The sequence below is a fragment of the Mycolicibacterium moriokaense genome, assembly GCF_010726085.1.
Lineage (GTDB): Bacteria > Actinomycetota > Actinomycetes > Mycobacteriales > Mycobacteriaceae > Mycobacterium > Mycobacterium moriokaense.
Map to the genome: position 1 here is coordinate 1,431,905 of NZ_AP022560.1, position 13,816 is coordinate 1,445,720.

General features: G+C 66.7%; 13 protein-coding genes. 11 read left to right on the forward strand and 2 right to left on the reverse strand.

Features of this window, described 5'->3' with window-relative positions:
- Positions 1-2 precede the first annotated feature (2 nt).
- Genes G6N43_RS07010 through G6N43_RS07035 form a run of 6 tightly spaced genes read left to right on the forward strand, consistent with a single transcriptional unit; the run spans position 3 to position 7,691 of the window.
- Positions 3-1,403 carry an MCE family protein gene (locus G6N43_RS07010; RefSeq protein ID WP_083153765.1) on the forward strand — a complete coding sequence of 467 codons (1,401 nt, stop codon included), beginning with the start codon at positions 3-5 and terminating at the stop codon, positions 1,401-1,403.
- Positions 1,400-2,425: an MCE family protein gene (locus G6N43_RS07015; protein ID WP_083153767.1), complete on the forward strand. Its 1,026-nt coding sequence runs from the start codon at positions 1,400-1,402 to the stop codon at positions 2,423-2,425. The genes G6N43_RS07010 and G6N43_RS07015 overlap by 4 nt, the downstream gene beginning before the upstream one ends.
- Complete coding sequence (locus tag G6N43_RS07020) at positions 2,422-3,780, forward strand: MCE family protein (protein WP_083153818.1); 1,359 nt, start codon at positions 2,422-2,424, stop codon at positions 3,778-3,780. Before G6N43_RS07015 ends, G6N43_RS07020 begins: the two co-directional genes overlap by 4 nt.
- The gene (locus G6N43_RS07025; RefSeq protein WP_083153769.1) at positions 3,777-5,090 is read left to right on the forward strand and encodes an MCE family protein; all 1,314 of its coding nucleotides are present in this window, start codon (positions 3,777-3,779) and stop codon (positions 5,088-5,090) included. The genes G6N43_RS07020 and G6N43_RS07025 overlap by 4 nt, the downstream gene beginning before the upstream one ends.
- Positions 5,087-6,208, forward strand: coding sequence for an MCE family protein (locus G6N43_RS07030; protein WP_083153771.1), 1,122 nt, complete (start codon positions 5,087-5,089; stop codon positions 6,206-6,208). The genes G6N43_RS07025 and G6N43_RS07030 overlap by 4 nt, the downstream gene beginning before the upstream one ends.
- Before the next feature lies 1 nt (position 6,209).
- On the forward strand, positions 6,210-7,691 hold the full coding sequence (locus G6N43_RS07035) for an MCE family protein (RefSeq protein WP_083153773.1): 1,482 nt from the start codon (positions 6,210-6,212) through the stop codon (positions 7,689-7,691).
- Here the strand turns inward: G6N43_RS07035 and G6N43_RS07040 are convergent.
- Positions 7,688-8,131 carry a nuclear transport factor 2 family protein gene (locus G6N43_RS07040; RefSeq protein ID WP_083153775.1) on the reverse strand — a complete coding sequence of 148 codons (444 nt, stop codon included), beginning with the start codon at positions 8,129-8,131 and terminating at the stop codon, positions 7,688-7,690. The two genes, G6N43_RS07035 and G6N43_RS07040, sit on opposite strands and share 4 nt — an antisense overlap.
- 31 nt (positions 8,132-8,162) lie before the next feature.
- Here G6N43_RS07040 and G6N43_RS07045 point away from each other — a divergent pair, with 31 nt between their 5' ends.
- From G6N43_RS07045 to G6N43_RS07060, 4 genes are all read left to right on the forward strand, one after another.
- Positions 8,163-8,606, forward strand: a complete 444-nt coding sequence (locus G6N43_RS07045; RefSeq protein WP_083153777.1) for an SRPBCC family protein — start codon at positions 8,163-8,165, stop codon at positions 8,604-8,606.
- An 8-nt stretch (positions 8,607-8,614) separates the two neighbouring features.
- Positions 8,615-9,694 carry a CaiB/BaiF CoA transferase family protein gene (locus G6N43_RS07050; protein ID WP_083153779.1) on the forward strand — a complete coding sequence of 360 codons (1,080 nt, stop codon included), beginning with the start codon at positions 8,615-8,617 and terminating at the stop codon, positions 9,692-9,694.
- A gap of 56 nt (positions 9,695-9,750) precedes the next feature.
- A complete protein-coding gene (locus G6N43_RS07055; protein ID WP_083153781.1) occupies positions 9,751-10,194 on the forward strand; it encodes an SRPBCC family protein in 444 nt (147 codons plus the stop codon).
- Positions 10,195-10,262: 68 nt separating this feature from the next.
- The gene (locus tag G6N43_RS07060) at positions 10,263-11,186 is read left to right on the forward strand and encodes a TIGR03564 family F420-dependent LLM class oxidoreductase (protein ID WP_083153783.1); all 924 of its coding nucleotides are present in this window, start codon (positions 10,263-10,265) and stop codon (positions 11,184-11,186) included.
- 33 nt (positions 11,187-11,219) lie between these two features.
- On the opposite strand, the gene G6N43_RS07065 is transcribed toward G6N43_RS07060, so the two are convergent.
- Entirely contained in the window at positions 11,220-12,404 is a 1,185-nt protein-coding gene (locus G6N43_RS07065; protein WP_083153820.1) for a pyridoxal phosphate-dependent aminotransferase, read from the reverse strand.
- A 188-nt stretch (positions 12,405-12,592) separates the two neighbouring features.
- On the opposite strand from G6N43_RS07065, the gene G6N43_RS07070 reads away from it, so the two are divergent.
- Complete coding sequence (locus G6N43_RS07070; protein ID WP_163658036.1) at positions 12,593-13,804, forward strand: acetyl-CoA C-acetyltransferase; 1,212 nt, start codon at positions 12,593-12,595, stop codon at positions 13,802-13,804.
- Positions 13,805-13,816: the final 12 nt, after the last annotated feature.

Genomic DNA, 13,816 nt, shown 5'->3' on the forward strand with positions numbered 1-13,816 from the left:
CGATGAGTCAGAGTCCGCTCAACTCGCCGCGGCGGGGTGGCATCGACCCCATCTGGTGGGCGCCGGTGCTGTTTCTGGTGGCCGCGGCGCTGATCGCGCTCACCGCGATGCTGTTCTCCGGGACGCTGTCCAAGACTGTTCCGCTGACGCTGGTCTCCGACCGGGCGGGCCTGGTGATGGAGGACGGCGCCAAGGTGAAGTTGCGCGGCGTGCAGATCGGCGAGGTCCGATCGATCGGCACCCAATCCGGCGCCGACGGTGAGGTTTCCAAGCTCACCCTCAAGATCGACCCGGGTCCCTTCCGTTATCTGCCGAGCAATGTCGAAGCGGAGATCAAGTCCAGCACGGCATTCGGCGCCAAGTACGTCGATCTCATCGTTCCGCCCGGCGGCGCCAGTCCCGAGCCGCTCAAGCCGGGTGCGGTGCTGCGGTCGCGCAATGTGACCGTCGAGGTCAACACCGTCTTCGAGAACCTGCAGGCCGTGGTGCAGGCCATCGATCCTGCGAAGCTGAACTCGGTGCTGACGGCCGTCGCCGAATCACTGCGCGGCAAGGGCGATCTCATCGGAGAGGCCATCACCAGCGGCAACAACGTACTGCTCGCGGTCAACCCACGGATGGACACGGTTCGCAAGGACTGGCAGCTGTTCGGCCAGACCGCCGCGGCGTATTCCGATGCGGCACAGGACATCCTGTCGATACTGGATTCCTTCTCGACCACCAGCACCACGATCTCCGCCAACGCGAAGGCACTGGACTCGCTGCTGCTCTCGGCTGTCGGGTTCTCACAGTCGGGCATCAACACGATCGGCGGCAACCAGCCCAACCTCGTGCGTGCCATCAACACCGTGGAGCCCACGACGGGCCTGCTAAACAAGTACTCGCCGACCTACACGTGTCTGTTCCTGGGTGCGCAGTGGTTCCTGGAGAACGGTGGTCGGGATGCGTTGGGCGGCAATGGTAAATCCGTCATCATGGATGCCGCCCTGCTGATGGGTGACGACCCGTACCGCTATCCCGACCATCTGCCGAAGGTGAACGCGACAGGTGGACCGGGCGGCAAGCCCAGCTGCGGTTCGCTGCCCGACATCAGCAAGAACTATCCGGTGAAATACCTCGTCACCGACACCGGCTTCGGCACCGGTCTCGATCTGCGACCGAATCCGGGTATCGGCTTCCCCGGCATCGCGAACTACTTCCCGGTCACCAAGGCCAATCCCGAACCGCCGAGGATCCGCTATCCCGGTGGTCCGGCGCCGGGCCCGCTGCCCACCTATCCCGGCGCGCCTCCGTACGGCGCAGCGCTGTACGCACCGGACGGGACCCCGCTCTACCCGCCGCCGCCTCCCGGGGTACCGCCCCAGGTCATGCCGGGGACGCCGATACCAGGGGGACAACCATGAGGGGCACCGGGCGCGCACTGACGCGGGTGGTGCTGTTCACCGCGATGTGCCTCGTCTTCATGTTCGTGCTCGTCACCGTGTTCGGCCAGTTCCGTTTCGATCCGAGGACCACCTACAGCGCGGTGTTCTCGAATGTGTCGGGGCTGAAGGGCGGCAACTTCGTTCGCATCGCCGGAGTCGAGGTCGGCAAGGTCCGACACATGACCCTGAACAGGGACGGGACGGTCACGGTCGAATTCGCCATCGACAAGAACCTGACGTTGACCCAGGGCACCAAGGCGGCGGTGCGCTATGAGAACCTCATCGGCGATCGGTATCTGTCCCTCGAAGAGGGCGCGGGTTCGGTGCACAAACTCCAACCGGGACAGACCATTCCGCTCGAACGGACCTCACCCGCACTCGACATCGACGCGCTGCTCGGCGGGTTTCGCCCGCTGTTCCGCGCACTGGACCCCGACCAGGTGAACGCTCTGTCGAGCGAGCTACTGCGGGTCTTCCAGGGGCAGGGCGGCACGATCGCGTCGGTGCTGTCCCACACCTCGGCACTGACGTCGACGCTCGCCGGCCGCGACCAGCTCATCGGTGACGTGATCAAGAATCTGCACACCGTGCTGGCGACCTTCGCCGCCCGCGACGCTCAATTCTCCGAAGGGCTGGACAAACTGTCGCAGCTCGCGCAGGGACTGGCCGAGCGCCGGACCGACATCGCGACCGCGACCGCCCACATCAACGCCGCGGCCGGCTCCGTCGCCGACCTGTTGACCGATGCGCGCCAACCCATCAACGACACCGTGACTCAGGCCGATCGGGTGTCGGGTCAGATCATGGCCGACCACGAGTACGTCGACGATCTCCTCAAGACGCTTCCCGACGCGTATCAGGTCCTGGCGCGGCAGGGCCTTTACGGCGACTACTTCGGCTTCTACCTGTGTGACGCCGTGCTGAAACTCAACGGCAAGGGTGGCCAGCCGACCTTCGTCAAGGTCGTCGGCCAGGACACGGGACGGTGCGCAGCCAGATGACCCGATTCACGTTGAAGCGGCCAACCTTCAAGCCGCTGGCCGAACGCAACCGGCTTGCGGTCGGCATCGTCGGGATTCTCGTCGTGGTGCTCGCGGTCATCGCCGCCTTCTCCTACGACCGGATTCCGTTCATCAAGGGCACCACCGACTACTCGGCCTACTTCGCCGAGGCCGGCGGTATCAAGCCCGGAAGTGACGTGCGGGTGTCGGGCATGTCGGTGGGCCGGGTGTCCAGTGTTAAGCTCGAAGGCACAAAGGTGTTGGTGGACTTCACCGTTCGCAACGGTGTCGAGCTCGGTGACCGCACCGAGGCCGCGATCAAGACCGAAACGGTGCTCGGCAACAAGATGCTCGAGATCACCCCACGCGGAGACGGTCGACTCGAAGGCACCATTCCGCTGGAACGCACCACGTCGCCCTACGACCTGCCCACCGCACTGGGCGATCTGACCACCACCATCAGCGCGTTGGACACCACCCAGCTGTCGTCGGCGCTGACGACGTTGGCGGACACCTTCAAGGACACCCCGCCCGATCTGCGGATCGCCCTCGAAGGCGTCGCGCGGTTCTCCGACACCCTGAACGCACGGGACGCGCAGCTGCGCAGCCTGCTCGCGGACGCCAACAAGGTGACGGCTGTGCTCGGCAAGCGCAGCGACCAGATCGCCAGCCTGGTCGTCAACACCAATGCCCTGCTGAGTGAGATTCTGTCGCAACGTGATTCCGTCGACGCCCTGATGAACAACCTCACCGCGGCGGCCGCGCAGATCTCCGGACTGGTCGAGGACAACAGGACCCAGCTGCGGCCGGCACTCGACAAGGTCAACGGTGTGCTGACGATCCTGGACAACCGCAAGCAGGAGCTCCAACGCACGCTGTACCTCCTGCGGCGGTACGCCATGTCGTTCGGTGAGGTGCTCGGATCCGGCCCGTTCTTCAAGGCGTCGTTGGTCAACCTCTTGCCGGGACAGTTCGCGCAGCCCTTCATCGACGCGGCGTTCTCCGATCTGGGGCTCGACCCCAACGTGCTGCTGCCGTCGCAACTCGTCGACCCCGGTGTCGGCCAGCCAGGCACGCCGGCGCTGCCCGTCCCCTTCCCGCGGACCGGCCAGGGCGGCGAACCACACCTGAATCTGCCCGACGCCATCACCGGCAATCCCGGCGATCAAGGATGCGGTCCACCAGGACTGCCGCTGCCCGGTCCGACGGGTTGCTACCCCTACCACCAACCGCTGCCGGCCCCCCCGCCGGGCGACCCGTCGCCAGGGCCGCCTGCGCTCGGACCCGCGCCGGGTGAGTTACCGCCGCCGACGATCGGGCCGCCGGTACCTGCGCCCGCGAACGGAGGGCAGTGAACATGTCTCGACGCAACGCGCGGATCGCGCTGGCGGCAGTCCTCGTCGTCATCCTGGCCGTGGGGGTCACAGCGGTGGCGACGCCGTGGTGGGACCGCGTTACCAAGGACACGTTCGTGGCGTACTTCGCCAACGCCAACGGCCTTTACGCCGGGGACGAAGTGCGCATCCTGGGTGTCGCCGTCGGCACCGTCGACGCGATCGACCCGCAGCCGACGCGGACGAAGGTCACTTTCTCGGTGGACCGCGAGTACCCGGTGCCCGCCGACGCCCGCGCCGCGATCCTGTCACCCTCGCTGGTCACCGCTCGGGCGATTCAGCTCGTTCCCGCCTACTCCGGCGGTCCGAAACTTGCTCCGGGAGCGACGATTCCGCTGGAGCGGACGGCTGTGCCCGTCGAGTGGGACGACTTCCGCCAGCAGTTGGAGAAGCTCACCGAGTCGCTGCAGCCGACGACGCCTGGCGGTGTCAGCCCGGTCGGGGAGTTCATCAACACCGCGGCGGACAACCTGCGAGGCAACGGTGTAACCGCGCGCGACACCGTCATCAAACTCTCCCAGGCGGTTTCGGCGCTTGGCGACCACAGCACCGACATCTTCAGCACCGTGCGCAATCTGCAGTTGCTGGTGTCGGCCCTGTCGTCGAGCAGTGATCTACTCGCGGATTTCAACACCAATCTGGCCGACATCAGCACGGTGTTGACGAACACGCCCAACGAGGTGGCCGACGCGACTCGGCAGTTGGACGGTGCCGTCACCGACCTCCGCGGTTTCGTCGCCGAGAACCGTGAAGGTCTGGGCGTCACGCTCGATCGGCTCGCGTCCATCACGACGGCGCTGAACGACAGCCGTGGAGACATCAAGCAGGTCCTCCACATCACGCCGACGGTGTTCCAGAACTTCATGAACATCTACCAGCCTGCGCAGAGCTCCGTTACCGGCATCCTGGCGCCGGTGAACTTCGCCAACACGGTCCAGTTCATCTGCAGCGCAATCGAAGCGGCGTCGCGCCAGGGCTTCGAGAAGTCTGCCAAGCTGTGCATGCAGTACCTGGCTCCCATCATCAAGAACCGCCAGTACAACTTCCCTCCGCTGGGCATCAACCCGTTCGCGGGCGCGTCGGCGCGGCCCAACGAGATCACCTACAGCGAGAACCGGCTGAATCCGAACCTGCCGCCCCCGCCACTCATCGATGTCCCTCCGCCGCTGCCCGCCGAGGCGACGCTGCCGCTCGCACCGCTGCCCGCGGCCACGCCGACCGATCCGAACCAGGGCTTGGCAGGGCTGATGGTTCCCGGGGGGACGCCGTGAGGCGGATGGTGGCGGCGACGCTCGTCGTCGCGTGCACGTCGGTGTCGGCGGGATGCGGCTGGCGGGGCCTCAACTCGCTGAGCCTGCCGGGCACCGAGGGCGACGAGGGCGGGTCGTACACGATCCAGGCCCAGCTACCGGATGTCGTTGTCATCCAAGAGAACACCCGCGTCCGTGTCGCCGACGTCAACGTCGGCAACGTCACCAAGATCGAGGTGCAGGACTGGCACGCGCTGGTGACCATGCGGATCAACGACGACGTGCATCTGCCCGCGAACGCCACCGCCAAGGTCGGCACCACCAGCCTGCTCGGGTCCATGCACATCGAACTGGCGCCGCCCACCGACGTGCCTCCCGAGGGAGAACTGAAGGACGGGTCGGTGATCCCGCTGTCGTCGACCGGCACGTATCCGACCACCGAACAGACGCTGGCCTCGGTCTCGATCCTGCTCAACGGCGGCGGGCTCGGCCAGCTCCAGGAGATCAACCAGACGTTCGCCAAGGCACTGGCCGGCCGCGAGGACCAGATGCGCAGCCTGCTGACCCAGCTGGACATCTTCATCAAGGCGCTCAACGAGCAGACCGACGACATCATCTCTGCCACCGAGAGTCTCGACTCTCTGGCGCAACAGGTTGCGGACAACGACGCGGCCGTCGACAGGGCGCTCACGACCATCCCGCAGGCGATCGCAGTGCTCGCCGACTCGCGGGAGAAGCTGGCCGACGCCATCGACGCACTCGGTAAGTTCAGCGCCATCGCCACCTCGACGGTCAATCAGACCAAGGAGTCGCTGATCGCGAACCTGCGCAACATCGCACCCGTCTTCCGCGAGCTCGCTAATGCCGGACCGGCGCTGACCAGAGGGCTGGACTTTCTGTCGACCTATCCGTGGGTGAAAAGCACCGTCCCCAACTGGTTTCGGGGCGACTTCGCCAACATCACGCTCATCATCGATCTCACGCTGAGCAGGTTGGACGCGGGCCTGTTCACCGGGACGCGGTGGGAGGGTGATCTCACCGAGCTCGAATTGCAGTGGGGCCGCACCATCGGCCAGAAGCCCAGTCCGTACACCGCGGGCAACCCGTTGATCGCGCCATATCGATGGGGGGCCTACTGACATGGTGCGTCTGCCCCGCACGGTGTGGATTCAGCTTGCGATCCTCGCCGCGGTCACGGTGATCGCAGGCGGCATCATGGCTTTCGGCTTCGTGAACGTGCCTGCGCTGATCGGCATCGGCCGGTACAACGTGATTCTCGAGTTGCCGTCGTCCGGCGGGCTGTATCCGACATCGGTCGTCACCTACCGCGGGTCCGAGGTCGGCAGGGTCACGTCCGTCGAGGTAACCCGCGACGGTGTGCAGGCCGTTCTGAAACTGGACTCGTCGACCAAGATCCCGTCCGACGTCACCGCGGAGGTGCACAGCCGCTCCGCCGTCGGTGAGCAGTTCGTCCAGTTGATTCCCTCGACAGACGACTCCGACGCGAATTTCCTGCGTGCAGGCGACGTGATCGGAGTGGACCGGGTCCAGGTGCCGCCGGAGATCGGCAGCCTGCTCGACGCTACCAACCAGGCGCTACAGGCGATCCCGCAGGACAATCTGCGCACCGTCGTCGACGAGGCCGCCACGGCGGTCGCCGGACTCGGTCCGGAACTGTCCCGCATCGTCGACGGATCGACGGCACTGGCGATCGAGGCCGGCCGAACCGTCGACCCGATCACGAAGCTGATCGACCAGTCACCACCTGTGCTGAATTCCCAAGTGCAGACGGCGGATTCGATCGAGACCTGGGCCAACCGGATGGCTTCGATCACCGGCCAGCTCAAGGCACAGGACACCGCCTTCGCCGGGTTGCTCACCCAAGGGGGTCCAGCCCTGGAGGAGGGCCGGGCACTGTTCGACCGGATGGCGCCCGCGCTGCCGATACTGCTGGCCGACATGGTCAGTCTCGGCGACATCGCCGTGGCCTACCGCAGCGACATCGAGCAGTTGTTGGTGCTGTTCCCGCAGGGCACCGCCGTCATGTCGGCGATCATCCTGCCCAACTCGGGCACCAAGCAGGATTACAAGGGCGTCTACCTCGACTTCAACCTCAACCTCAACCTGCCGCCACCGTGCAACACCGGGTTTTTGCCTGTGCGCCAACAGCGTTCGCCGTCCCTGCAGGATGCGCCCGAGCGCCCGGCAGGCGAGCTGTACTGCCGGGTGCCGCAGGACTCCGGCCTCAATGTCCGTGGGGTGCGCAACATTCCGTGCGAGACGGTGCCTGGTAAGCGAGCCCCGTCGGTCGAGATCTGCGAAAGTGACGAGCAGTACGTGCCGCTCAACGACGGCTACAACTGGAAGGGAGACCCCAACGCCACACTGTCCGGACAGGGAGTGCCGCAGTACGCACCGGGTCTCGATCCCCGGCTGCCCCCGCCGGCGGGCACCGGCACCGCGATCCCGCCTGCGGCGGCGCCCCCGCCGCCGGTGGTCGCCGTGCCCTACGACCCCGCGACCGGTGAGTACGTCGGACCGGACGGCCAGCGTCACACGCAGGCGAACCTGGCGCACGCGGGCAACCAGACCTGGCAGTCGATGCTGATCCCGCCCGGTTAACCGGCCATCGTCGAGTTCGGCGCATGCCAGTCGGTCGAGACGAAGCGGTGCTGTATCAGCCACTCGTCGCCGACGGGCACGAACACATCGCGATACCGGCCGTAGTGGTCGAGGCCGATCTCGGTGACGACGGTGAAGTAGCACGCCACCTCGGCGCGCTGCGGCGTCAGCGCGGTGAAGCGGATGTTCGTCACGTTGTGGCGGACGATGCGCCGCACCCCCGACTGCTGGGCCGTCGCATTCGGCGAAGCGACTGCGCCGCCGAGGAACTCGAGGATGGCGTCACGGCCCCGCACGGACTTGCCGCCGCGCAACTCGAGTGCACCGTCCTCGCAGAAGGATTCGGCGAGCTCGGTCAGTCGCATCGCGTCGCCGGACCAGTTGTAGCGGGCCAGCGTGTCCCTGATCCGCTCGCGCGCCGAAAGCTCCCAAAGTTCCATGTGGCCAACCGTATCGGGCTATCGTCGCGAGATGGCTACCAGCGATTCCCGCGAGGTCGTAATCGAGGCGAGCCCGGAGGAGATCCTCGACGTCATCGCCGATGTCGAGGCCACGCCGACCTGGTCGTCGCAGTATCAGAGCGCCGAGGTGCTGGAGTCCTATGACGACGGACGGCCGCGCCGCGTCAAGATGAAGGTGAAGTCGGCGGGTATCACCGATGAGCAGGTCGTCGAGTACAGCTGGACCGACGACAGCGCGAGCTGGACGTTGATCAGCGCGAGTGCGCTCAAATCGCAGGATGCGTCCTACACGTTGACGCCCGACGGCGACAAGACCAAGGTGCGCTTCGACATCTCCATCGACCTGTCGGTGCCGCTACCCGGGTTCGTCCTCAAGCGGGCGATGAAGGGGGCGATGGAAACCGCGACCGACGGACTGCGCAAGCAGGTGCTGAAGGTGAAGAGGGGAAGCTGAGTCGGCGCGTGACGAATTCGGGACCCCTCGCCGGGGTGAAGGTCATCGAACTCGGCGGCATCGGTCCGGGGCCGCACGCCGGGATGGTGCTCGCCGACCTGGGCGCAGACGTCGTTCGGGTGCGGCGGCCCGGTGGCCTCGCGATGCCGCCTGAGCACCTGGATCTGATGCACCGCGGGAAGCGCACCGTCGACCTCGATGTCAAGAAGGAGCCGCAGACCCTGCTCGACCTCGCTGCCAAGGCGGACGTGCTGCTCGACTGCTTTCGTCCGGGTACGTGCGAACGCCTCGGCATCGGGCCGGACGACTGTGCCGCCGTCAACCCGCGGCTGATCTTCGCGCGGATCACCGGGTGGGGACAGGACGGCCCGCTGGCGATGACCGCAGGCCACGACATCAACTACCTGTCCCAGACGGGGGCGTTGTCGGCCATCGGTTTTCGTGACCGGCCGCCCGTCGCGCCGCTCAACCTCGTGGCCGACTTCGGCGGTGGGTCCATGCTCGTGCTGCTCGGCATCGTCACCGCGCTCTACGAACGCGAGCGGTCGGGCAGGGGCCAGGTGATCGACGCCGCCATGGTCGACGGCGTCAGCACCCTGGCGCAGATGATGTGGACGATGAAGGCGAACGGTGCGGTGAAAGACCAACGCGAGTCGTGGCTGCTCGACGGCGGCGCCCCGTACTACCGGACGTACGAAACGTCCGACGGTAAGTACATGGCGGTGGGCGCCATCGAACCGCAGTTCTTCGCGCAACTCCTCGAGGGCCTCGGGCTGTCACCCGATGAGGTGCCCAGCCAGTCGGACACCGGCGCGTACGACCGGATGCGTGCGATCTTCACCGACCGGTTCAAGAGTCGGACGCGCGACGAGTGGAGCGCCGTCTTCGCCGGCACGGATGCCTGCGTCACCCCGGTGCTGACCTGGACCGAGGCCGCGGACAACGAGCATCTGCTGGCGCGTTCGACGGTGATCTCACCCCACGGTGTCGAGCAGGCTGCTCCGGCGCCACGGTTCTCCCGCACCCCGGCGGGACCGGTCGGAACGCCACCCAAAGAGACCACCCCGATCTCCGAAATCAACTGGTGAAAATTAGCTGCAAATTCCATTACATGTGGAAGACAAGGTAGCTATCATTTGCCACTATGACTGTCCGAGCATCCAGAGAGGTGGTCTTCGACGCCTCGCCTGAGGCGATCATGGACGCGCTCGCCGACATCGAAGCCGTGCCCTCGTGGTCGCCGTTGCACAAGCACACCGAAGTCGTCGACCGTCATCCCGACGGTCGGCCACACCACGTCAAGGCGACGTTCCGGATCATGGGGATCACCGACAAGGAGCTCCTCGAGTACCACTGGGGTGACGACTGGATGGTCTGGGATGCGACCGCAACCGGTCAGCAGCGGGGTCAGCATGCCGAGTACAACCTCGTCCGCGAGGGCGAGGGGAAGACGCGGGTGCGGTTCGACATCATCCTCGATCTGGCGACTCCGGTGCCCCGGTTCCTGGTCCGGCGGGGGAAGCAGATGGTGCTCGACATCGCGACTGAGGCGCTGCGTGAACGCGTGATGGCAGGCAGTACCGCATAACGCGCAAGGCTTTCGATCGGCGTAAGTGGTTCGGAATAGGCCGCCACCGTCGCTTGGTTACGCGCGATATGCCTACCGGAGTCGTCCTCGCCCCCGATCCACAAGCCGAGAACCTCGTCGACGCCGCCATCGCGGAGGCCAAACGTGCCTTCGCGGCCGGTGTCAGACAGATCTGGTTGGGGCAACGGCTCGACGCCGACTCGCTGGCGCTGTCCGCGCTGATCGGCGCCGCGGTGCCGGGTCTCGGCGTCGGGACCTATGCGGTACCGATCAACCCGCGCCATCCGCTGATCATCGCGTCGTTGGCGCAGACCGCGCAGGCCGCGGCGCACGGCAACTTCAGCCTCGGGCTCGCGCTCGGTGGGCATGAGCTGGAACGCCAGGCGTTCGGCATCTCGGCGGCCAATACGCTGCAGCGGCTACGAGAGCATCTGGTGGTGCTGCGCTCGGTGCTGGACAGCGGTGCCGTGGAGCATCACGGCGACGAGATCACTGCCGCGCCCAACCTGCCCGTGCACGTTCCAGGTGGCACGCCGATTCCGATCTACGTCGCCGCGATGGGACCGAAGGCGCTGCGGGTCGCGGGTGAACTCGCCGACGGCACACTGCCTAACCTGGCCGGCCCGCGAACGATCGCCGAGTTCATCAAGCCGACGATCGACAAGGCCGCCGCGGACTCCGGCAGGCCCACGCCACGGATCATCGCCGCCGTGCCGGTGCTCGTATCCGGCGACATCGGTGCCGCGCGAGAAGTGGCGGCGGAGCGGTTGAGCTTCTACGCGTCGATCCTGTCGTATCAGAAGGTGATCGCCAGGGAAGGTCTCGAGTCCGTGGTCGACCTCGCGGCTATCGGGTCGGCGGAGCAGGTCACCGAACGGTTGCACGCGTATCTGGCGGCGGGCGCCACCGACGTGGTGGTGAACCCGCTGCGGACGGAAGAGGCTGACCTCGAAGCGCTTTGGGCCGTCGCCCGCAGCATCGACGCAACATAGCTGGCCCAGGTCGCCGGCGTTGAGGGTCCATCGTCACAGCTGGCGGCTGCCACGTCGTATGGACGACAGTCGGCGGATGGCCTCGTCGAGGGTGTCGTCGCGCTTGCAGAACGCGAAGCGCACCAGGTGGTTCCACTTCTCGAAGTCCGCACCGTCCGGGTCGCAGAACGCCGCCATCGGAATGGCCGCCACACCCGTCTTCTCGGGCAGTTCGGCGCAGAACGCCGTGCTGTCGTCATAGCCCAGCGGCCGAGGGTCGGCACACAGGAAATAGGTGCCCAGGCTGTCGTGGACCTCGAAGCCGATGTCGGACAGCGCGGACCCGAGTCGGTCGCGCTTGGTCTGCAGCGAGTCCCGCAAGGCGGCCACCCAGATGTCCTCGGTGTTGAGCGCGTGGGCGACGGCGGGCTGGAACGGCGCCCCGCCGACGTAGGAGAGGTACTGCTTGGCCGCGCGCACCCCGGCGATGAGTTCGGCGGGGCCGCAGGCCCATCCGATCTTCCAGCCGGTGACGTTGAACATCTTCGCCGCGCTGGAGATGGTGATCGTGCGCTCGGCCATGCCCGGATAGTTCGCGAGCGGGAGGTGGCTGCGACCGTCGAACACCAGGTGCTCGTAGACCTCGTCGGTGATCACGAGGAGATCTGCCTCGACGGCGAGTTCGGCCAGCGCTTTCAGTTCGGCGTCGCTGGCGACCATCCCCGTCGGGTTGTGCGGAGTGTTGACGATCAGCGCCTTCGTCTTCGGCGTCACGGCGCGGCGCAGGCCGTCCACGTCGATCGCGAAGCCGCGCCCGTCGGCCACCATCGGTACCGCGCGCCGCTCGCAGCCCGCCATCGCGAGCACGGGGGAATAGGAGTCGTAGAACGGCTCGATCAGCAGCACCTCCGAGCCCGGCTCCACGAGGCCGAGGATCGACGCGGCGATGGCTTCGGTGGCGCCGACCGTCACCAGCACCTCGGTGTCCGGGTCGTAGTCGGTTCCGAAGTTCCGTTTGCGCTGCGCGGCGATCGCCTCGCGTAGCGGTGCGATGCCGAGACCCGGCGGGTACTGGTTGACGCCCTCGGCGATCGCGTTCTCCGCGATCTTCAGCATCGCCGGCGGACCGTCCTCGTCGGGGAAGCCCTGACCCAGGTTCACGGCGCCGATGCGCGCCGCCAGCGCAGACATCTCGGCGAAGATCGTCACCGCATATGGCTGCAGACGTCTGACTGTCACGGCCACCATCATGCCGAGCAGGCGCAAACCGCCCCAACACGCCGCGAGAAATGGGCACTTCGCGTCTGCTCCGCGGAAGAACCAGCCGCCCAACCAGCCGGTTGGGTGGGGCTGTTAGGCTGCGACAAGAGGACTACCGCCCATGTGGGCAGGCTCCCAACAATCCCATCTGAACAGGAAAAATCTTCATGTCTGAAGAAGCCTTCATCTACGAGGCCATCCGTACACCTCGCGGCAAGAACCGGGGCGGCGCCCTCAACGAGGTCAAGCCGGTCAACCTGGTTGTCGGCCTGATCGACGAACTGCGCAGCCGCTTCCCCGACCTGGACGAGACGCTGATCAGCGATCTGATCCTAGGGTGCGTGTCCCCCGTCGGCGACCAGGGCGGCGACATCGCCCGCACCGCGGGGCTGGTGGCCAACCTGCCGGAGACCACCGGCGGATTCCAGCTCAACCGCTTCTGCGCCTCGGGCCTGGAGGCCGTGAACCTCGCCGCGCAGAAGGTCCGCTCCGGCTGGGACGACCTGGTGATCGCCGGTGGCGTCGAGTCGATGAGCCGCGTTCCGATGGGCTCCGACGGTGGCGCCTGGGCCGGTGACCCCGAGACCAACTACCGCATCGGCTTCGTGCCGCAGGGCATCGGCGCCGACCTGATCGCGACCTTCGAGGGCTTCTCCCGCGAGGACGTCGACCGCTACGCGCTGCGCAGCCAGGAGAAGGCGGCCGCGGCGTGGTCGGGCGGCTACTTCGCGAAGTCCGTCGTGCCGGTCCGCGACCAGAACGGTCTGGTCATCCTCGACCACGACGAGCACATGCGCCCGGACACCACACTGGAGAGCCTGGCCAAGCTGAAGCCGGCGTTCGCCGACCTCGGCGCGATGGGCGGCTTCGACGACGTGGCGCTGCAGAAGTACCACTTCGTCGAGAAGATCGACCACGTCCACACCGGCGGCAACAGCTCGGGCATCGTCGACGGCGCCGCGCTGGTGCTCATCGGCAGTGAACAGGCAGGCAAGTCGCAGGGCCTGACCCCGCGCGCCCGCGTCGTGGCGACCGCCACCAGCGGTGCGGATCCGGTCATCATGCTGACCGGCCCGACGCCTGCCACGAAGAAGGTGCTCGACCGTGCGGGCCTGACGGTCGACGACATCGACCTGTTCGAGCTGAACGAGGCGTTCGCCTCGGTGGTGCTGAAGTTCCAGAAGGATCTGAACATCCCCGACGAGAAGCTCAACGTCAACGGTGGCGCCATCGCGATGGGTCATCCGCTGGGCGCCACCGGCGCCATGATCACCGGAACCATGGTCGACGAGCTCGAGCGGCGCGGCGCCAAGCGTGCGCTGATCACGCTGTGCATCGGCGGCGGCATGGGTGTGGCCACCATCATCGAGCGCGTCTGAGCCGCGTCGGAA